Source organism: Streptomyces sp. NPDC096205, assembly GCF_044763135.1.
GTDB lineage: Bacteria > Actinomycetota > Actinomycetes > Streptomycetales > Streptomycetaceae > Streptomyces.
Genome location: NZ_JBIWFS010000013.1, coordinates 26884 through 45118, shown reverse-complemented (window position 1 = coordinate 45118; position 18235 = coordinate 26884). Strand labels below are relative to the sequence as shown.

Sequence of the window (18235 nt, the reverse complement as noted above, 5' to 3'; positions counted from 1 at the left end):
GCCCGTGGGGCTCAGCTCCAGAGCATGTGCACGGAGAGCTCGCCCGCGTAGTAGGAACGGACTGTGTTAACCACATCGTCGGCGGTGAGCACACCGTCGCCGTCGGTGTCGAACTGGCCGAAGAGATCCTTCGCGTCGTTCTTGTCGAAGTCGATGGCTGGCCAGTAGGAGAACTCCATGAAGGTCAGCTGGCTTCCGTTGCCCGCCCAGTCCACGGCGTGGGTGACGACCTCAAGAATTGACTTGGCGGCCTTGTCGAAGCCCTTGTCGTCGCCGTTGAGGATGTAGTCATCGACGACGCGGTAAAAAGCGTCAAAGCTCAGCTGGCCGGTGTGGTCGTCGATCCCGGCCTTGCCAGCGAGGAAGCTCCAGATTCCTAGGTAAGCGGTGGTGAGGTCGCGCTCGTACGACGAACCGGGCTCCGCGGCGAACGTCTGCACGAGACGCTTGGACCTGGCCTCCCAGTCGTCTCGGGTGACACGGCCGTCGCCGTCCATGTCCCAGAGCTCGAAGTCGTTTGCGATCCGGTGCGCATGCGGCTGCCTGTGCTCGGTCATTGCGGAGATCTCCGTTCGTCCGGCTGACGGGGCCGCCGCCGGTTTCTAACGGGTGGTGCCACCTGCCGCCGGCGTCCGGGCGACGTCGACTCCCACCTCCACCACCAGCTCCGGCTCCGGCTCCGGCTCCGGCTCCGGCTGGAGGAGCCTGACGTGCAGCTTCTCCCCTGAGCCCCAGCCGGCGGAACAAAGGAGGTCGATGTTTCGGTGCCCCTCGGTACAGCCTGTCGGCTGCCAGCTGAGGCGGCCGGATACGTCTCAAGGTACGGGTGCGGTGTCAACGTGGCGTCATCCCGCCGGCATCGAGAGGTGTGGGGGCGCAGCACGACCGTACGGACATTGGTCGGCACTGCCCTCGCAGCATCACGTCGATGGTGAAACCGCCCGTGAGCGACCGGAGCGCCCACGGCCCCCGGTGTTACGCATCAACGGTGAGAGCGCAGGCACCTGCTCGCCGACTCCAGCGCCAGCCGCCGGCCTTCTGCGCGGCGGCCTGTTCCTCTGCCTCCCGGCGCAGGCGCCCCTGCTCCTGGCGCTCGCGTTCGTCGGCTTCGGCCTGCGCCTCGGCTGCGACGGCCCGGTCCTGGCAGTCCTCGCACAGGTGCGGGTGCGACTGGCGCTTGCTCCAGTCCCGGGTGGAGCCGATCGCCTCCCACCTGGCGTCGGTGAACTTCTGCCCGCAGTCCGCGCAGGCCGGCCGCCGCGCCTCCCGCTGAGCGGCTTCGGGGCGGCCGGTGCCGTGGTTGGGCCCATGGTCGGATCTGTGGTCAGGGTGTCGCCGGAGTAGTAGGAGCGGCAGCTGACGCCGGGCCCCGGCGGCCGCGGCCCACTGCAGCGCAGCACGGCGGTGTGGACCTTGTCGTACGGAGCTGTGTGCAGAGGAACAGGGTGCGGGCGCGACCCGAGCGCGGGGTCAGCGGCGGGCTGTCAGGCAGACATCCGTTTGGCAGCCTCGTCCCGGCAGGGCGCTGACGGTGGCGCAGCGATGCGGTCAGCGGACCGCTTGGTCATCTGTCCGGGCGGGCCCGGGGACGTGAGGTGTGGCCATGTCAGCGTGTCCGGGGGCGGCGGCGCTGCCGAAGGCGGGGTCGCTGGTGCTGTGTCGGCCGGTCTCGACATGGCCGCACAAGCGGTGGCGGAAGCCCGGCATGTCCTGGCTGGTGAGGGTGAGGTCGTACCAGTGGTGCTGGTCGGCGCAAGGCGCGGGGAGGGTGAGGGACCGGCCGGCGGGTACCCGCCGATGGATCGTGCGGTCCTGGTAGGCATCGGTGACGGCGACGTGCACGGTGTCGTTGCCGTGGTTGAAGAACTCGAGCACAAGGCCGTGTTCACCATTGCGGGCTGTGATCTGCAAGGCGGGCTGCTGTGCCGGTACGGTGAACTGGCGGCCAGAAGCCGTTGGGACCGTGGACGGTCATGTCGTTGCCGTCGTCCGTCCGCCAGCTGTCGGTGAGCTGGGTATGTTCGGCCAGGGTGTAGGTCCAAGGCCCGTAGGTGCCGCTGTGGGAGGCGACGTGGAACACCGCTCCGGTGTCGCCGTCGTTGAGGAAGTCGATGTGGAACCGGCCGTCTTCCACTCGGGCGTCGGCGGCCAGGTCGTAGGGCAGCGGACGCGCCCGGCGCAGTCCCTTTTCCTGCTGCGGCAGCTGTTGGCCGTCGGGCAGCGGGTACTCGACCGACTCTTCCTCGCAGCGAGGGGGCCGGTAGCCGTGAGTGCTGGGCAGGGGCGGCATGTCGTTGTTGCGCTGGGCGAAGTCGAAGGCTGAGGTCAAGTCGCCGCACACCGTGCGCCGCCAAGCGGTGATCTGCTCCTCCCGCACGCCGAAGCGTCGCTCGATGAAACGGATCAGCGAAGTGTGGTCGAAGATCTCAGAGCATACCCAGCCGCCACGGCTCCACGGTGGGACGACGAAGGTGGGCACGCGCGGTCCGAGCCCATAGGGGCCAGGCTCGCCCTTGGGCCCGTGGTAGTGCTCCTCGGCGACACTTACCGTGGACTTGCCCTGCCGGGCGTTCTCCGGGGGGGTAGGGCGGTGGGGACGTGGTCGAAGAACCCGCCGTTCTCGTCGTAGGTGATGATCAGTGCCGTTTTGCTCCACACCCGGGGATCCGCGGTGAGGGCGTTGATGACGCCGGCGACGTACCAGGCTCCGTAGTTGGCCGGGTAGAAGGGGTGCTCGTTGAAGATCTCCGGAGCGGCGATCCAGGAAACGTGAGGCAGCGTGCCCTGTTTCACGTCCCTGGGCAGGATCGAGAACAGGCCGTCGATGTCGGGCATGCCGTTCTCTTCCCGCGCGACGATCCGCGTGCCGGTGCGCGCCTTGTCATACAGAGGGCTGCCGGGCCTGGCCTGCTGATAGTTCTTGAAGTGAAGCAGCGAGTTGTCGCCGTAGTTGCCGATACAGGCATTGCCCTCCACCCAGCCCCACGCGTGCTGGGGCCGCTCACAGCGCGCGGATATCTGAGCCGGGGGCCGGAAGGGTACGCGCCTGGGCCGCGGGTCCCCTCCCTGCACCGGTCTTTCCAGCGACACCTGGGCGCCGGGACCGCGCTTGCCGCCCTGCTGCCGCCCGTGCGGAGGACCGTGGGCGCCGAGGTGTACTTCTCCGTATACCGAGGCGGGTGCATCACTGTCATCGACACCACCACGCCGCTGACCGACATCCAGCACCCTTTCCCCACCGGCCTCGAGGCGCGGGCCCACGCCACCGCCCACGGCAAGGCCCTGCTCGCCTCGCTCTCTCGGACCGAACGGAGGCGTTATTTTGCCGGCCACGGGATGGCGCGCCTCACAGAGCGGACGATCACCGACGAGGAACGCTTCGAGGCAGAGCTCGCGAGCGTCCGGGACCGGGGTGTCGCGGTCTCGGTCGGCGAGGCGGACCCCGCTTTCACCTGTCTCGCCGTGCCGCTGCCCCGTCGTCCGGACCACGCCTTGTCCGTGTCCCTCCCCCTCACTGACTTCCGGCGCCGCCGGGACGAGATCGGTTCCCTCCTCAAGCAGGCCGCGGCGGCGTTTCCGACAGCGTCGAGATGAGCCCGCCCACGGCTGGCCGCTGGATGCCATACGCCGCATGGTGGAGCCATGATTTTCATCGCCGTACGCTTCACGGTCCGCCCTGAGCACACCGCCGAGTGGCTGTCCCTCGTGGGCCCCTTCACCGAGGCGACCCGTGCCGAACCGGGCAACCTCTTCTTCGACTGGTCTCGCAGTGTCGACGACCCGAACAAGTTCACGCTTCTGGAGGCGTTCGCAGACGACGACGCCGCAGCCGCCCACGTACAGTCCGACCACTTCACTGCCGGGCTGGCCACCATGGCCACCGCCATCGCGGAGACACCCGAGATCATCAATGTCACCATTCCCGACCAGCACGGCTGGGGCCCCATGGCAGAGCTCGCGCCGCAGATGTAGGCGGCTCCTGGCCACGGTGAGGCGCGGCAGCCGAGCTCGCATGTCGGTGGTCCGATGACCCTGGTCGCTGATCAAGCCCTTACTGCCCGGACAGGCACCGAAGCAGGTGAAGGGCCGGCCGCCGGGGCCGGCCGGCAGCCATCCTGCGAGGTTCAGTTCGTCCCGCACAGCGCCTGTCGGCCGGAACGAGGCAGGCGTGCAGGACCAGCTGCACGCCACCCTGATGAGGGAGCTGCGGTCGAGCACCGCCGCCTTCTGCGCCAGCACGGGGCACGGCACGCGATCGCTGAACGAGGACAGCCACACGGCAACGGCCTGGGCGCCTTCCGCCCGGTTGACATCCGCAATGCGTTCCTTGTACTCGCTCGCCGTCTCCCTGATCACCCACCGCCGCGTCCAGTCGCTCTGTCAGTGGCCTTGAGGGCGCGTGTACGACCGCCTCGTCCCGCCCGGCGCCGCGCCAACGCGGGCGTCGCAGCACTCTGGGTCCTGGTCGGCCGCCGCGGGACGGAAACAGGCGTGGACGACGCTGCCGGGACCGGCAGCGTCGTCTCGGTGTAGACGTAGGTCTCCGCGTCCCCGCGGCGGAGCGTGCTTCGCGGGTCGGACCACCCGCTGTGACGTCCGCGCGGTCGCCGATCCCCCACCCCACATCGTCGGTGAGCACGTCCTTGTCAGTGCGGTGCGCTTCGCTGCCCGCCATGGAGCTCACGCAAGCAACCGCCAGCGGCCTCCTGGCATAACTGGGCCGGGAGATGGCTAGATGTACCTGCCCAGCGACCTGGAACCGCAGGATCTGACCGACCTGCTCAGCAGCAGGCACGGCGCCCCGCGCACGGCACGCGTACGGCGCGGGACGCCGAGGGGGTCAAGCGGCCGGTGTTGGCGGTCGCTCACAGCGAGCTTGGTCGTTGCTGCGGACGAGGACATCGACTGGATGCAGCGGCTCATATGGATCACAGGCCGGGCGGGCCCATGGGGTGGACGGACAACCGCTCCGTCCATGCGCGAGCCCCGCCGCGCTGTGCAGGGTCGCGCCGCAGTGGAATGCGTGCTGTCCTGGAACCATCCGCAGGAGGACACGCCGATGCGCCACAGCCGGACTTCCGCCTTCGCTTCCGCCGGGTCGCCCACGCCGACCGGAGAGGGCGGAGGCTTGCTGCCGGCTCGGGATCTCGCGGCCGCCTGGCTCCTGGTCGTCCTGATCGCGGTGCCTGCCTGGGCGCTGACGATCGGGCAGGCCCGGGACATGGGGGTCGAGCCCGGCACGATGGGGATGGCGCTGCCCCTGTTCCTGCTGCTGTGGGTGACGATGATGGCAGCCATGATGCTGCCGTCCATGGCGCCGGTGGCCATCACGTGGGTGCGAGGGATCGGCCGGCAGTCCTCCGGCTGGACGCGAACCGCGCGCACCGTCGAGTTCGTGGGCGGGTATCTGCTGGTGTGGACCGCCTTCGGACTGCTCGCCTACGCGGCCCTGGCCCTCACCGGCAACCTGGTGGACGACCATCCGACCGCCGGACGCTGGATCGGCTCGGCGGCGTTCCTGCTCGCAGGCCTGTATCAGCTCGGCCCCCTCAAGTACGTCTGTCTGCGGCACTGCCGCGACCCCATGAGCCACCTGGTGCGCTACGCCGGGTTCCGGCAGCCGGCCCGCGACCTTCGGGTGGGCGTCCATCACGGCGCCTACTGCGTCGGCTGCTGCGCGGGACTGATGGTCGTCCTGATTCCTCTCGGCGTGATGAACGTGGCGGCGATGGCCGGACTGGCCGTGGTGATCTTCGTGGAGAAGCTGTGGTCCCGTGGCCCCTTGCTCGGCCGGATCGTGGGCGTCGCGTTTCTCGTGCTGGCCGTCCTCGCGCCGTTCCAGGACTGGCTGCTGCCCGGGCTGCAGGGGTCGATGCCGTCGATGGGCGGCATGTGACTCACCTGGGCTCCGAGGACCGTGCTGTCCGCCAGGTGGCCCGCCGACAGCCGAAGAAGCCCGCGCTGGACACGCAGAACGGCACCAGGTAGTTGAACAGCACCCGCCACCAGGTCGCGGCCGTGGCGTCGCCGGACGCGATCACCGCGCCCTGGTTGACCAGTGAGAGCAGAGTGCCCACCAGGAGGGCGATCGGTACGCACCTCCACAACGAGGCCGCCGAGAACACCGTCGCCAGGAGTCGTGGTGCCCCGTCGGCGCTCATCCGTGTACTCGCTCAGACGCGCCCGTGGGCGGCCTCTTCGGTCTCCTCGCTGCTGAAGACATAGTCGGCGGTCTCGCCGTACGACGCCTCGTAGCTCAGCCCGAAGGCATTGGAGCGGCCAGTGGTGGTGCCGACTTCGAATTCGGGCGCGAACCCGAACATGGCGTTCTTGATCTTTGTCGAGCTGCCGTCGGGCCCGGTGAGCGGCTGGTAGGAGAGTTCCGTCCTGCCCTCGACCGTGAGGCCGGGACTGTCTCCGCCCGTGAGGGACACGCTCGCCCGCTCCATGCCCAGGTACTCGCCGTAGAACTGGGACAGCTGGCCGAACGGTCCGCCTTCCCGCCCGGACAGGATGCGCTCCAGGGCCGCAGCCTGTTCGTCGCTGGCAGTGCTGTCCACGACGAGCCCGACCTTCCAGTTTCCGGAGGACAGATTGGAGGGGAAGTGGTTGTAGAAGGCGAAGTCCACGTCGGACAGGTCCAGGTCGTCCAGATTCCCGTTCGCCACATGGAAGACGGCGGTGCCGAGGCACTCGGTCCCACCCTTGGCGTCCCGCGGCCGGCCGTCGTACGGACAGCTGCACAACACCGCGCAAGAGCAACCGGCCACATAAGTGCCGGATATCGTCCATGACATGAGGGCTCCCCTTTTCCGATGGTGATGGCGGCGAGCGTCGTCCTGTACTTTCACGCTAGACCTGTCAAATCGGCATGTAAACGGCGTTTCGTGACAGAGGTCCGGGCGCGCCGGATCGAGCCGGGGACCTCCCCACCCCGTCGCCCGAGATACCCCACGGGGGTAAAGCGCCGGGGTCTGCACCCTGTGGCGAAGGGGTAGGAAACTGTGGAGCGATCGGCCACACGTTGTCCATCGCCGGGGGGCGATGACCTGCTCCCCAAGGGCGATCGCTTCCCCCGTACGACCCGCCTTCCAGTGCAACGGACCAGGTTGGCGCGGGTCGTCAAGGTGCCGGGATGGTCCTCGCCCAACAGCGCCTCGCAGTCGGTGACGACTTGCTCTGCAAGGCTGATCGCCTCCCCGGTTCGCCCTGCCTCCAGGTAGCAGTCGGCCAGGTTGCCGCGGGCCGTCAAGGTGTCACGGTGGTCGGGACCCAATATCCGCTCGGCGTCGGTGACGGCCTGCTCCCCAAGGATGATCGCTTCCCCGGTACGACCCGCCTGCGAGTACGCGCGCCCCGCGTACAGAACGGCATCGAGGGCGGCGATGGCCGGGGACCGCTGCGGGTCGCCCTCCTGCCGGAACGTCGGTAGCGAGGACGAGCAGATGGATCAGGACGACGCGGTCAAGGTCATGGAGGGTGTTGCCCACGTGGTCAGCACGCTGCCGGGTGATCAGCGGCGGGAGCTTCTCGAGCTGGTCGGGGAGATGTCGGCCGCCGAGAACAACCCGGCTCGCCGCGAGTTCCTGGAGGAGTTCCCGGAGGGCTTCGGGCTGATCGACGATGCGTCCTGAGCAGCCTTTTCAGGAGTAGAGCAGGACGCGCTTGCGGAGGAGTCCGAAGCCGGCACGGCCGAACATCTGGCGCTTCAGCATCTTGATCCGGTTGACATGCCCCTCGATGACTCCGGAGTTCCACTGCTGTGAGAGTCCGGCGGTGACGGCGTCGAGGTCGCGCTCCAGGTGCCGGGCGAATTGCTGGAGACTGGGCAGGTCGGCGTTGGTCGCGGCCTCGATCCATGCCGGCAGTTGATGGCCTTGTAACTGAGTGAGCATATGGGCGAAGGAGCGCACGTGCCCGGCAAGTGTGTCCAGTTCAGGGCAGTTGGCCAGTACGGCCTTGAGCTGGACCCGGTCGCTCTCGGCCAAGGCGTCGGGGTGGGTGAGGATCCAGCGGGTGACGGCGCGGGCGGATGGCGGCCGGGGGCCGACCGGCTGGGGCTTGCCCCGTAGATTCCGGCTCACGTAGGCGCGAACATTGCCGTAGCCGTCCGGATAACCCTGTGCCTTGATCTCCTCCCACAGTTTCCAGGCGTTGGTGCAGCCCTCCTGCCATCGCTGGTCGAGGAAGAGCTTGAAAGCGTCGAGCTTGGTGGGGCGGCTTTGCCACTGGCCGGTGAACAGCTGCTCCGGCTGGGTGGCGCGGGAAAATCGAAGGACGCTGTTGAGGCCCATGCCGAGCTGCCGGGCGATGGACCGCTTGCTGTGGCCGGCGGCCAGGAGCGCGTGGACGGTGGCGTGCTTGGCGCGAGTCCGCTCGGCGAATCGGTGCCCTGCCGGCCACGGCGACGATGCGGGTGGCTTCGACGCCTGCTGTGGTTCCCTCCCGAGTACCCGACCGGCCCGCCGATTTCCGGCAGCGAGAGAAGGGCGTCCAGGGCGGCCTGCCATTCCGGGACCGCCTTGTCGACCAGGGGGAGGACGAGGGCGTCGATGATCTCGTCGATGACCGGCTCGCCGGCCTCCATAGCCCGGCGTAGGTCCGTGCGGGCCTGCTCGACGGCGGCCCAACGGGGCCGCTCACCGCTGCCGGGGAGCTCGATGGTGGCCGTGGCAAAGCCCTCCGCCGCGGCGTGCTTCGCCCGGGCCGTCAGCCGGGGGTACATCTTGCGCAGCCCGAGGGGAGGGTGGCCGAGCAGGATCAGCGGGACCGGTGCGGACGCGGACTCTGGTGACCACAGGATGCCGGGGATCTCGCCGAGGGTGAATTCGCGCTCGAGAACGCCGCCATCGAGGCGCCGTTCAGAAGTGACGTGCATGGTCGTGCCTTTCGGGAGGGCTCAGAAACGGCGCTCCCGGACGACCTGTCGCCCGACCGTGAACCCGGAGGAGAGCACCCATGTGAATACGCTCACGGGTACCACCTCCTCGTTCTCTCGCACGGCCTCCGGCAAGGTAGCAATGCTCGCCGTGGTCCACCAAAGGTTTTCGCGGAGGCTCCGTGGCCGGATGCCACGGAACCGCTCACCCAAAGGCCAAGGCCGTGCAGTTCGAAACTTGCCGCTACTCCCCCACCTGGCTGGCCGGCGAAGGGCCGACGATCCAAAACCGGCGCGGCGACCCATCAACTGAAGTTCACCGCCCGGAAATCAGCGCGGTCGTCCTCGCTCGTCCCCTCGCCCGGCAGCGGGCTGCTTGGGGGCACTCTTTCCCTTGCACGGGTGGACGCGGCAGGCCGAGGAGAGACCTCCCCGCCGTTCCTGAGGCAGCCTCCGGGCGGAAGCCCCGGCCCGCGCCACCACGCAGGTGGCAGCACGACGCTTCTCATCTCACGCCCCCCGCCCTACCGTTCGCGTCCCGCGCTCAATTCCACCCTCGCAGGGAGGTCCCGATGCTCAGCCGACGCGGATTCCTCACCGCCTCTGCCGCCACGCTCACCACACCTCTTCTCACCGGCCACGCTTTCGCCGTCGCCACCGGCTCCCGCCTGCTCGACATACCAGGCCTGGTCAACGCCCGCGACATCGGGGGCTACTACGGCCCGGCCGGAACCATCCGCTACGGAACCGTGTACCGCACCGACGGCCTCCACGCCCTCCAGCAGCCCGGCGTCGACGCTCTCGCCGGTCTCGGCCTGGCCGCCGTCATCGATCTGCGCACCGGCACGGAACGCACCCAGGACGGCCTGGACAGGCTGCCTCCGGGGCCGGTCACGCACCACTGCCCGATCAGCGAGGGCAGTTGGTACGCGGAAGTCAGGCAGGCGATCTTCACACGCGACTACGCCAGGCAAGAGGCGCTGCTGGGCAACGGCCGCGCCATCCAGCTGATGACCGACATGTACCGGGGATACGTCACCAGCAGCGGCAACCGTGCCTCCCTCGCCCAGGCGTTCACCGTCTTCGGCAAAACCTCCGGCCCGGTGCTCGCGCACTGCACCGCGGGCAAGGACCGCACCGGCGTCACCATGGCCGCCATCCTGCGCCTCTGCGGCGTGTCCACCGCCACGGTCATGAACGACTACCTGCTGTCCAACGACCTGCGCGCCACCGCCGACACCCACACCCGCGAGTACCTCAAGACCCAGGGCTACATGATCGATTCCGACCTGCTGATCCCGATCCAGCGGGTCGAGACCGACTACCTGGACGCGTTCTGGCAGCAGGCCACCGCCTCGTACGGCTCGTTCGGCAAGTTCCTCACCACGGGCCTGGCCCTTCCTCCCAGCACATTGGCCGCCATCGTCGACCGTCTCATTAGCTGTGGCGCCAGTTGGGGGTGGCTTCGTGGGTGAGGCGGCGGGTCATGAGGTTGATGGCGGCGAGTTGGATCATGGCGGCTGATCGGTGGGGGTGGGTTTCGTAGTCGCGGGCCAGGCGGCGGTGGTGCATGAGCCAGCCGAGGGTGCGTTCGACGACCCAGCGGCGGGGCTGGACGTGGAAGCCGCGGGTTGTGGGGTCGCGTTGGACGATCTCGAGGTCGATGCCGAGGTGGGCGGCGTGTTCGACGGCTTTGGTCTTGTAGCCGTTGTCGGCCCAGGCTTTGGTGATGGTGGGGTGGCGTTCGCGGACCTTCGTCAGGAGGTGGGTGCCGGCGGCGGAGTCGTGGACGCTGGCGGCGGTGACGGCGACGGCCAGAAGGAGGCCGAGGGCGTCGGTGACGATGTGTCGCTTGCGCCCGATGATCTTCTTGGCTGGGTCGGTGCCTTGGCTGGTCAGGTGGACGGTGGCGGAGGTTTTGATGCTCTGGCTGTCGATCAGGCAGGCACTGGGCTCGCTCGGACGGCCTTCGGCCTGGCGGACTTTGCCGCGTAAGAGGCCGGTGAGCTGGTCGAAGACGCCGTCGGCTTCCCAGTGGGCGTAGTAGCCGTAGACCGTCTGGTGTGGTGGGAAGTCGTGGGGCAGGTAGCGCCAGGGGATGCCGGTGCGGTCGACGTAGAGGATGGCGTTCATCAGAGCGCGCAGGTCGTGGGGGGCGGATGCCGTTGCGGGTGCGTTGACTGGGCATGGGTGGGGTGATCTCAACGGATGATCCGAAGTGGATCGAGCCGTTCTCCGGGTTGTCCGAGGTGCAGTTCGCCAGGCTGGTGGCGCCGGTTCGGCGGCGTGGCGGTGATGTCCAGCGGGGCCGTCCCTGGCGGCTGTCGCTGGAGGACCGGGTGCTGCTGGTGGCGACGTACTGGCGCACGAACCTCACGTTGCGGCAGGTGGCGCCGTTGTTCGGGGTCTCGAAGTCTGCGCCGACCGCATTCTCGATCACCTTGCACCCCTGCTTGCCATCTCGCCGGCCCGCCGGCCGCGCAAGGACACTGTCTACATCGTCGACGGCACCCTGGTGCCCCCCCCCCCACGACCGCACCATCGCCGCCTCCAGCAAGAACCACCGGTACTCGACGAACCTACACGTCGTCATCGACGCCAACAGCCGTCTGGTCGTGGCGATCGGCCTGCCGCTGCCCGGCAGCCGCAACGACTGCCGGGCGTTCACCGAGTCCGGCATCGACCGGGCCTGCAGCGGCGCACCCACCATCGCCGACGGCGGCTACCAAGGCACCGGCTTGCTCATCACGCACCGCAAACGACGCGGTCAGACGCACCTCAGCACACAGCAGGAGGCGGAGAACGCAGTCCATCGCAAGGCCCGGGCCCGAGTGGAACACGCGCTGTCCCGGCTCAAGAACTGGAAAATCCTGCGGGACTGCCGACTCAAGGGCGACGGCGTTCATCAGGCCATGCTCGGCATCACCCGACTGCACAACATGGCTCTCACCGGATAACTCAGACCCCATACGGGACAACCTCTAGGGGCGGTGCGGAGAGAGTTCGGCGCGCAGGGTGGAGGGGGGATGGCCCGTGTGGCGTTTGATGGTGCGGGTGAGGTGGGCGTGGTCGGCGAAGCCGAGGTCGGCTGCCAGCCGGCCGAGGTCGTCGGCGCCGCGGGCGAGGAGGTCAAGGGCCCGGCGGACGCGGAGTTCGTTGCGGTGGGCGCTGACGGGCCGCCCGGTGACGTTGCGGAAGACCCGGCTGAGGTGGGCGGGTGACGTCGCCAGCGCGCGGGCGAGTTCCTCCAGGCTCGTCGCGGGCCGTGCGGCAAGGAGTTCTAGGGCGTCGGCCGCCAGGGCCCGGTGCCGGACCCAGGTCCGCGGGGGCGGCAGGTGCGGCGGGAGGAAGTGCCTGGGCAGGGCGTCGAGGAGCATGAGCAGGCCTTCGGCCGCCTCGGACGAATCGATGCCGCCTCTGGCGAGGGCGAGCAGTCTGCGGTGCCGGTACTCGAGCGCGGCGTCAGGGCGCAGCACCCAATCCCGGGCGGACGCCAGGCGGCCGAGGTGCTCGTCGTATGCCCCCGGTGTCAGAGTGATCCACGAGTTCTCGACGTCCGCACTGCCGGCGAACCGCTCCTCGGTGCCCTGGCGACTGACGTACCCGGCCGTCGCGTCCAGGTACTCCTCGACGCCGTCCGCGCTACGGCGCCGCCAACCGCTGCGGTAGAGGCACAGGGCGTCGGTTTCTTCGAGGAAGCTGGGCGACCACTGGCCGACCTGCCAGGCCCATGGCTGGTGCACGTCCTTCATGGTGACGCCGTCGATCTGCGCGACCAGTGTGCTGCGTAACGGCATGCCCGCCTCCCGGCGCGTCGGTGACGGCCTATTTGTACCGTCCCGCGGCCGCTCGGGGCAGAGGGCAGGGCGAAGCGAGCAAGGATGTTCAAGCGGCCGCGCCAGGGGCGTGGCGATGATGGCCGTGGCCGGGGGTCACCAGGCCCCCAGCCGCAGTCAGAGGAGTGCTCCGCCGGGCCGGTCAACCGCCCGGACGGACCCGCTTCCGTCCACCATCCGTTCGTGAAAGGGGACCAATCCATGGCAATGAAGTCATGGGCAGGGGCGCTCGCCGCTGTCATGTGCGCGCTCGGCGCGGCCCTAGTGACCGCTTCGCCCGCGACGGCGTCGACCGTGCACTGCACGGGCTACTCCACACGCACCCTCCAGTCAGGCGAACTCAGCCCCAACTCCGCTCCCTACGTGCCCACCACCGTGACCGGAGGAAGCACCGCCTGCCGCCTCGACTACGGCGACGGCATCACGGAGTACGTCAGCGGCAGCGGCAACAACTGGGGCGTGGTCGGCCTGCAGCGCAACCTCAACCGCTGCTACCAGGAGCACTTCGCCGACTTCCGGTACCTGCAGGACAAGTACGGCTTCGCGCCGCTGCTGGAGGACGGGAAGTTCGGGCCGAACACCAAGAACGCCATGATGAAGGTGCAGGCCTACCTCCACGACTACGTCGGGGTCACCTCCGTGCCAGTCAACGGCGTGTACGACGACCCGACGCGGGTCAACCTGCTGTTCTGGAACGGCGGCACCGTGAACGGGGAGCACTGGCTGTCCTGCGACTTCCTCGCCTGACCGGGCGGACCGCCGCCGGGGGTGCCCGGCGGCGGTCTCTGGCCGGACTTGCCGTAGGTCATCCGTGATGTGGTCGCCGACGGCCGACTGCGGCTTCAGAACTTCATGTCGGCCAGTGTGCCGGAAGGTATGAACTGCCACAGCAGGATCAGCCCCCACGGCGTTCAGCGGGGTGCCGACCACCAGCAGAGCGCTGATGTCGCGCATGCCAGGTCGCCCCGCCTGGCATGCAGTCGGGTGGTCCAGCCCCGATAGGCGGCGACCTTTTGATGGCTCTGACAAAAGCGGGTTGATCATGTGACTGTTGGCTTGATCGCTCATTGATGTGGTCATGGGGAAGCGTCAGTCGCGGCCGTGGATCGTGTCCGACGACCTGTGATCGCTGATCGAGCCGTTGCTGTCCCAGCCACCGCCGAAGCTGGTGGAAGGGCGGCCTCGTGTGCCGGACCGGCAGGCCTTGTGCGGGATCTTGTTCGTCCTGCACACCGGCATCCAGTGGGAGTACTTGCCCCAGGAGCTCGGCTTCGGCTCGGGCATGACCTGCTGGCGCCGCCTGGCGGCCTGGAACGAGGCCGGCGTCTGGGACCAGCGCCACCAGCTGCTGCTGAACAAGCTGCGATTGAAGAATCAGCTGGACTGGTCGCGGGCGCTGTTCGACTCCTCCCACGTCCGGGCCGCACGCCGGGGCCCAAAAGCGGCCCCAGCCCGGTCGACCGCGCACGGCCGGGCAGCAAACACCACGTCCTCACCGACGGCCAGGGCATCCCGCCCGCGGTGTCACTGACCGGCGGAAACCGAAACGACATCACCCAACTCCTGCCCCTGCTGGACAAGATCCCGGCAGTGGCGGGAGTCGTCGGCCGACCCCGCAGACGGCCCGACATGCTCTTCGCCGTCCGCGGCTACGACCACGCTGCAGATCTGGCCGTCGGGGATGACCTGCTGGTAGTTGTCCCCGGTGTTGTTGGCGTAGACGGCCTTCCACGCGACGATCGCGTTGGGGTTCTCGTGGTAGGTGCGGTAGCACATGGGGTCCAGCGCCTCGTTCGGCTCGCTGTAGCCCCACCGCTGCAGGCAGCCGTAGTTGCGGGTCTGGGGGGCGATCACGGTGCCGTGCGCGGATGCGGTCGGCGCCATCGGGAGCAGGCACAGCAGGCTGGTGGCCAGGATGCCGACGCCGAGCGCGGTGCGGCGTGTCGGTGTTGCCGTTGTGCGGTTCATGGTGCTGTTCCTCCGGTTGTTCGGGGGATCGCGAGCCCGGAGGCTTCCCCGGGCCCAGGATTACGTGCACATGACAGCTTTCGGCTCAGGTGTCGCGGGTGCTGACGGCCTCCTTCCTCGGGGCGCTTCGTCCGCTCGCCCGGTGGGCGAGCGGCGTCGTCGCGGCCCAGCGGCCGGGGCCGAGGGCGGCGATGAGCAGGAAGGCCCAGCAGAACAGGGCTGCCTTCTCGCCGCCGTTCTCCAACGGCCACAGGCGCCGTCGCTCTGGTGGTGGACGAAGTAGGCGTAGGCCATGGACCCCGAGCACAGCAGGGCGGCCGGCCGGGTGAACGCTCCGAGGAGCACCAGCGTGCCGCCGCCAAGCTGGATCACCGCCGCCCACCATCCGGGCCACTGGCCGACGCTGGGGACAGAGCCGCCTTGGGGACCGCCGAGGACGTCGAACAGGGTCGCTGCTCCGTGGCAGGCGAACAGCAGCCCGGTCACGATGCGGAACAGACCCAGGACCGCAGCTTCATGACGTGCGGAGATCTCCACGGTAGTGCTCCCTTCGAGGGGGCTGGAAAGTGGGATGTCCTGCGGTAGGTGGCCGTCGGCGGTGCGGGTGTGCCGACGGCCACCGGTCCAAAGTCAGCTGGTCAGGGTCCACTTCTGGCTGGCCCAGCCGCCGCAGTCCCACAGGTGCAGGCGGGCGCCGTCGGCGGTGCTTTGCCCCTCGATGTCCAGGCAGCGGCCGGACTTGAGGTTCTTCAGGGTGCCGTCGGCCTGGGAGGCCCACTTCTGGCTGTCCCAGGTGCCGCAGTCCCACAGATGGGCCTTGGTGCCGTTGGCCGTGGCGCCGCCCTCGACGTCGAGGCACTTGCCGCCGGACTTCAGCTGCTGCCCCTCCAGCGCCCAGGTCATCGAGGGCACATCTGCACAGGTCCACTGCTGGACCGCTGTTCCGTTGGCGGTGCCGGCTGCCGCACGGTCGACGCACTTGGAGGTCGCCCCGTTGACGATCTTCCCGCCTGTGACGGGGCCGGGTCCGGGGTCGGTGCTGCCGCCCGGGCCCCAGGCGTTCCAGTTGTCCCAGTTCTCGGCGTCGAAGCCGAGCCGGCCGAGCTTGTCGGCGGCCCAGTTCGTGCCGGACTTGCTGATGACGGTGCCGCCGACGGTGTAGTTCTCCAGCTTCAGCCCGCGGCCGTCACGCGTCTCGTTGCCGAGAGTCACCTTCTGCCCGGCGGAGTTGGTGTACCGCTTGAGCAGACTGATCTGGGAGGAGGGGTCGAGCTGGCTCCAGGAGTCGATCTTGAGGTTCTTGACGTGGATGTTCTCGGTGCTGGAGAGAGCGAAGACGCGGATCGCGCAGTTCGTCATGCCCTCGACCGTGATGTTCTCGAAGGTCATGTTCCTCACCCACGCGCCCGGGTCGGCCTTCGTGGTCGAGCCCATGTCCTCCCAGTGCGATGAGGAGTTGAGGATGCAGGTGTTGTACTTGACGTCCTTCCAGTACATCCGGTTGTGGATGACGTGGGTGTTGTTCACGCGAACGTTGTCGATGTGGCGCGGGGTCCAGCCCCACTGGATGACGGGCCCGTTCTCGTTCTTCCAGATCACGGTGTTCTCGATGTTCACGTCGCTGTGGTACAGCTTCAGCACGTCGTCGTTGGCGTGGAAGAACGTGTTCTTCATGGTGCTGCCGCGGTACAGCTCGATGCCGTCGGTCTGCCAGTACCACGAGCCGGTCTGCTTGTAGTTGTCGACGCGCATGCTGAACGTGTCCTCGTCGCCGTAGACCACGAACGAGTGGTACGGCGGCTCGTTGACGGTGACACCCTGCAGGTCGAGGTGCTGCTGCCGGCCCTGCGCGGAGGCGAATTGCAGCATCTTCACGCAGGAGGAGTGGCAGTTCGACGCGCCCGAGAGGTGGTCGTAGTTGTTGTTGGTGTCGGCCTCGTAGACGTACTGCTCACCGGAGAGGACTCCGTAGCCGGTGACCTTGTACAGGCCCTGGCTGTCGTCGGGGAAGCGGATCGCGCCCTTCACGTACGCGCCGGGGGCGAGATAGACCCACTTGACCTGCTTGGGCAGCAGCGCGTGGTACTTCGAGGTCATGTAGTAGGTGCCGGGGCGGAAATACACGATCTCCTCGCTGATCGTGTTCAGGTTGGTGACCTGGCCCTGCGGCGGGTAGTAGATGCTGCCCGAGGACGCGGTCGGGACCAGCCGGTCCGCCTCCGCGCCGGACAGCACCGGCTCCGCGAAGATCATCATGGAGTTGCGGGGCTCGGTGTGGACGGCCCGGTTGCCGCCCCCGCCCTGCGTGGTGAGCTTGCCCGCGTCCGTGGCGGGGCCGGACATGTCGTTGTACGCCGTGTACAGCTGCGGGTCGAACTCCACCGAGAACCGGTGACCGGCCGGGCTGTAGGGCACCTTGACGCGGACGGTGTCGCCGTCGACGAGTTCCTTGGCGAAGTTCAGGCTGCTGGGCTTGATCTTCACCTGGTCGGCCGAGGAGATCGTCTGCCCCGTCTTCAGTGAGACGTCCACCCACACATCGGCGGCGTACTGGAACGACGACCAGCTCATCGTCAGTCCGGCAGACGAAGAGAACTCGGCGCCGTCCTCCTTGGTGTAGCCGATCTTGCCCTTACCGCTGCGCGGGATGCTCATGTACGCGAACGAGTCGAACCGCGCCGCCGGGGCCGCGGCCGTGGCGACCTGCACGTCGTAGAACGACGAACGGCGCACCTTGTCGTTCGCCACCGGGCTCGTGGTGTTGTACTCGTAGTTGTCGTGCCACCACGTCTTGAGCTGCGCACTGTCGGCGGTGGTGACGGCCGCGGCCTCGGCTGCAGATGCCGCCTGCGGCGGGAGCGGCCGCGCGCCCGCCGTACTGGCGGGCATCACGGCGCCGGCCAGGGCGAGCGCCAGGCCGGCGGCGAGCGCCGCCAGCCTGCTCAGTCTTGCTGCGGGCATGACGAAGTACCTCTTCTCTTAGCTGGGAAAACAGCGCTCTCGTTGCGCTGGCCTGCCGTGCCGCCGCTGCCCGCGACGGGGCAGGCGCAGCGGTGCAAGGAGCAGGGTGCCTTCCGGCGCCTGCAGTGCTGGTGGCGCCGCGGTGAGGCCGCTCGCCGGTTGAGCGGGCTGCGCGGCCGACGGGTGATCGAACTCCCTTCAGGCCGGTCCGGGGGTGCGTCAGGGGCGTTCGGGGTCGTCCGGGGCCGGGACGGGGATGTGTCTTCCGGCGTCACCCGGGCCGGGCCTGGGACGCCCTCGGGATGCGGGGCAGGAAGGCCGAGCGAGCCGCTGCGCAGCCGGAGCCGTACGGATCCGGCAGTCGTTCTGCGGTCGCGAGACAACGTCGCGCCATTTCTTCGCGGTGTCAATGAAATGAACGCGATTACCTCCCGCGATCAGTTCGCAGGGCCTCCAGGTACAGGGCAAACGGCATTAAATGCCTCATCAGCGGTCGCAGGGCAGCGTGCGTCACGGTTGCGTAACGCGGGTTTTTCTTTCTTGACGCATAAAAACGTGGGGTTCAGACTCCTGTCATACGCAGTCGGCTCGC

At 68.5% G+C, this 18235-nt stretch carries 17 protein-coding genes and 5 pseudogenes; 8 read left to right on the top strand and 14 right to left on the bottom strand.

The window, feature by feature from the left end; all coding sequences use genetic code 11:
- Positions 1-11 precede the first annotated feature (11 nt).
- The 4 genes from ACIQ6Y_RS37340 to ACIQ6Y_RS37325 form a co-directional block, all read right to left on the bottom strand.
- Positions 12-557, bottom strand: a complete 546-nt coding sequence (locus tag ACIQ6Y_RS37340; protein ID WP_404046765.1) for an EF-hand domain-containing protein — start codon at positions 555-557, stop codon at positions 12-14.
- A 991-nt stretch (positions 558-1548) separates the two neighbouring features.
- Complete coding sequence (locus tag ACIQ6Y_RS37335; protein WP_404046763.1) at positions 1549-1875, bottom strand: phospholipase domain-containing protein; 327 nt, start codon at positions 1873-1875, stop codon at positions 1549-1551.
- A gap of 10 nt (positions 1876-1885) precedes the next feature.
- Positions 1886-2656: a phospholipase domain-containing protein gene (locus ACIQ6Y_RS37330; protein ID WP_404046761.1), complete on the bottom strand. Its 771-nt coding sequence runs from the start codon at positions 2654-2656 to the stop codon at positions 1886-1888.
- A complete protein-coding gene (locus ACIQ6Y_RS37325; protein WP_404046758.1) occupies positions 2545-2976 on the bottom strand; it encodes an alkaline phosphatase family protein in 432 nt (143 codons plus the stop codon). The genes ACIQ6Y_RS37330 and ACIQ6Y_RS37325 overlap by 112 nt, the downstream gene beginning before the upstream one ends.
- Before the next feature lie 165 nt (positions 2977-3141).
- Here ACIQ6Y_RS37325 and ACIQ6Y_RS37320 point away from each other — a divergent pair, with 165 nt between their 5' ends.
- The 3 genes from ACIQ6Y_RS37320 (at position 3142) to ACIQ6Y_RS37310 (ending at position 5896) form a co-directional block, all read left to right on the top strand.
- On the top strand, positions 3142-3594 hold the full coding sequence (locus ACIQ6Y_RS37320; protein WP_404046755.1) for an IclR family transcriptional regulator: 453 nt from the start codon (positions 3142-3144) through the stop codon (positions 3592-3594).
- 48 nt (positions 3595-3642) lie between these two features.
- The gene (locus tag ACIQ6Y_RS37315; protein ID WP_404046753.1) at positions 3643-3972 is read left to right on the top strand and encodes a putative quinol monooxygenase; all 330 of its coding nucleotides are present in this window, start codon (positions 3643-3645) and stop codon (positions 3970-3972) included.
- 1087 nt (positions 3973-5059) lie between these two features.
- Complete coding sequence (locus ACIQ6Y_RS37310) at positions 5060-5896, top strand: DUF2182 domain-containing protein (RefSeq protein WP_404046750.1); 837 nt, start codon at positions 5060-5062, stop codon at positions 5894-5896.
- A 1-nt stretch (position 5897) separates the two neighbouring features.
- Here the strand turns inward: ACIQ6Y_RS37310 and nrtS are convergent, their stop codons facing one another.
- The 3 genes from nrtS to ACIQ6Y_RS37295 form a co-directional block, all read right to left on the bottom strand.
- Entirely contained in the window at positions 5898-6161 is a 264-nt protein-coding gene (gene nrtS, locus ACIQ6Y_RS37305) for a nitrate/nitrite transporter NrtS (protein WP_404046748.1), read from the bottom strand.
- A gap of 12 nt (positions 6162-6173) precedes the next feature.
- Positions 6174-6749 carry a DUF1326 domain-containing protein gene (locus ACIQ6Y_RS37300; protein WP_404046746.1) on the bottom strand — a complete coding sequence of 192 codons (576 nt, stop codon included), beginning with the start codon at positions 6747-6749 and terminating at the stop codon, positions 6174-6176.
- Positions 6750-6847: 98 nt separating this feature from the next.
- On the bottom strand, positions 6848-7315 hold the full coding sequence (locus ACIQ6Y_RS37295) for a tetratricopeptide repeat protein (protein WP_404047004.1): 468 nt from the start codon (positions 7313-7315) through the stop codon (positions 6848-6850).
- A gap of 130 nt (positions 7316-7445) precedes the next feature.
- Between ACIQ6Y_RS37295 and ACIQ6Y_RS37290 the strand changes: the two genes are divergently transcribed.
- The gene (locus ACIQ6Y_RS37290) at positions 7446-7634 is read left to right on the top strand and encodes a hypothetical protein (protein ID WP_404046744.1); all 189 of its coding nucleotides are present in this window, start codon (positions 7446-7448) and stop codon (positions 7632-7634) included.
- A gap of 9 nt (positions 7635-7643) precedes the next feature.
- On the opposite strand, the gene ACIQ6Y_RS37285 is transcribed toward ACIQ6Y_RS37290, so the two are convergent.
- Both ACIQ6Y_RS37285 and ACIQ6Y_RS37280 read right to left on the bottom strand, forming a co-directional pair.
- The gene (locus ACIQ6Y_RS37285; RefSeq protein WP_404046741.1) at positions 7644-8294 is read right to left on the bottom strand and encodes a transposase; all 651 of its coding nucleotides are present in this window, start codon (positions 8292-8294) and stop codon (positions 7644-7646) included.
- A gap of 146 nt (positions 8295-8440) precedes the next feature.
- Positions 8441-8878 (bottom strand): annotated as a pseudogene (locus ACIQ6Y_RS37280) (alpha/beta hydrolase); the annotation flags it as partial.
- Positions 8879-9450: 572 nt separating this feature from the next.
- Here ACIQ6Y_RS37280 and ACIQ6Y_RS37275 point away from each other — a divergent pair.
- Positions 9451-10353, top strand: coding sequence for a tyrosine-protein phosphatase (locus tag ACIQ6Y_RS37275; RefSeq protein WP_404046739.1), 903 nt, complete (start codon positions 9451-9453; stop codon positions 10351-10353).
- Here ACIQ6Y_RS37275 and ACIQ6Y_RS37270 read toward each other — a convergent pair.
- Positions 10316-11158, bottom strand: a pseudogene (locus ACIQ6Y_RS37270) (IS5 family transposase); the annotation flags it as partial. The gene ACIQ6Y_RS37275 and the pseudogene ACIQ6Y_RS37270 overlap by 38 nt on opposite strands.
- On the opposite strand from ACIQ6Y_RS37270, the gene ACIQ6Y_RS37265 reads away from it, so the two are divergent.
- Positions 11065-11835, top strand: coding sequence for a transposase (locus tag ACIQ6Y_RS37265; protein WP_404046736.1), 771 nt, complete (start codon positions 11065-11067; stop codon positions 11833-11835). The pseudogene ACIQ6Y_RS37270 and the gene ACIQ6Y_RS37265 sit on opposite strands and share 94 nt — an antisense overlap.
- Before the next feature lie 24 nt (positions 11836-11859).
- Here ACIQ6Y_RS37265 and ACIQ6Y_RS37260 read toward each other — a convergent pair whose 3' ends face one another.
- Positions 11860-12675, bottom strand: a complete 816-nt coding sequence (locus ACIQ6Y_RS37260) for a helix-turn-helix transcriptional regulator (RefSeq protein ID WP_404046733.1) — start codon at positions 12673-12675, stop codon at positions 11860-11862.
- A gap of 240 nt (positions 12676-12915) precedes the next feature.
- On the opposite strand from ACIQ6Y_RS37260, the gene ACIQ6Y_RS37255 reads away from it, so the two are divergent.
- Together ACIQ6Y_RS37255 and ACIQ6Y_RS37250 are read left to right on the top strand one after the other, a co-directional pair.
- Positions 12916-13461, top strand: a complete 546-nt coding sequence (locus ACIQ6Y_RS37255) for a peptidoglycan-binding protein (RefSeq protein WP_404046730.1) — start codon at positions 12916-12918, stop codon at positions 13459-13461.
- Positions 13462-13843: 382 nt separating this feature from the next.
- Positions 13844-14370, top strand: a pseudogene (locus ACIQ6Y_RS37250) (IS5 family transposase); the annotation flags it as partial.
- A 57-nt stretch (positions 14371-14427) separates the two neighbouring features.
- On the opposite strand, the pseudogene ACIQ6Y_RS37245 reads toward ACIQ6Y_RS37250, so the two are convergent.
- From ACIQ6Y_RS37245 to ACIQ6Y_RS37235, 3 genes and pseudogenes are all read right to left on the bottom strand, one after another.
- A pseudogene (locus ACIQ6Y_RS37245) lies at positions 14428-14598 on the bottom strand (cellulose-binding protein); the annotation flags it as partial.
- Positions 14599-14767: 169 nt separating this feature from the next.
- Positions 14768-15219: pseudogene (locus ACIQ6Y_RS37240) on the bottom strand (DoxX family protein).
- Between the two features lie 93 nt (positions 15220-15312).
- A complete protein-coding gene (locus ACIQ6Y_RS37235; protein ID WP_404046728.1) occupies positions 15313-17643 on the bottom strand; it encodes a family 49 glycosyl hydrolase in 2331 nt (776 codons plus the stop codon).
- Positions 17644-18235 lie beyond the last annotated feature (592 nt).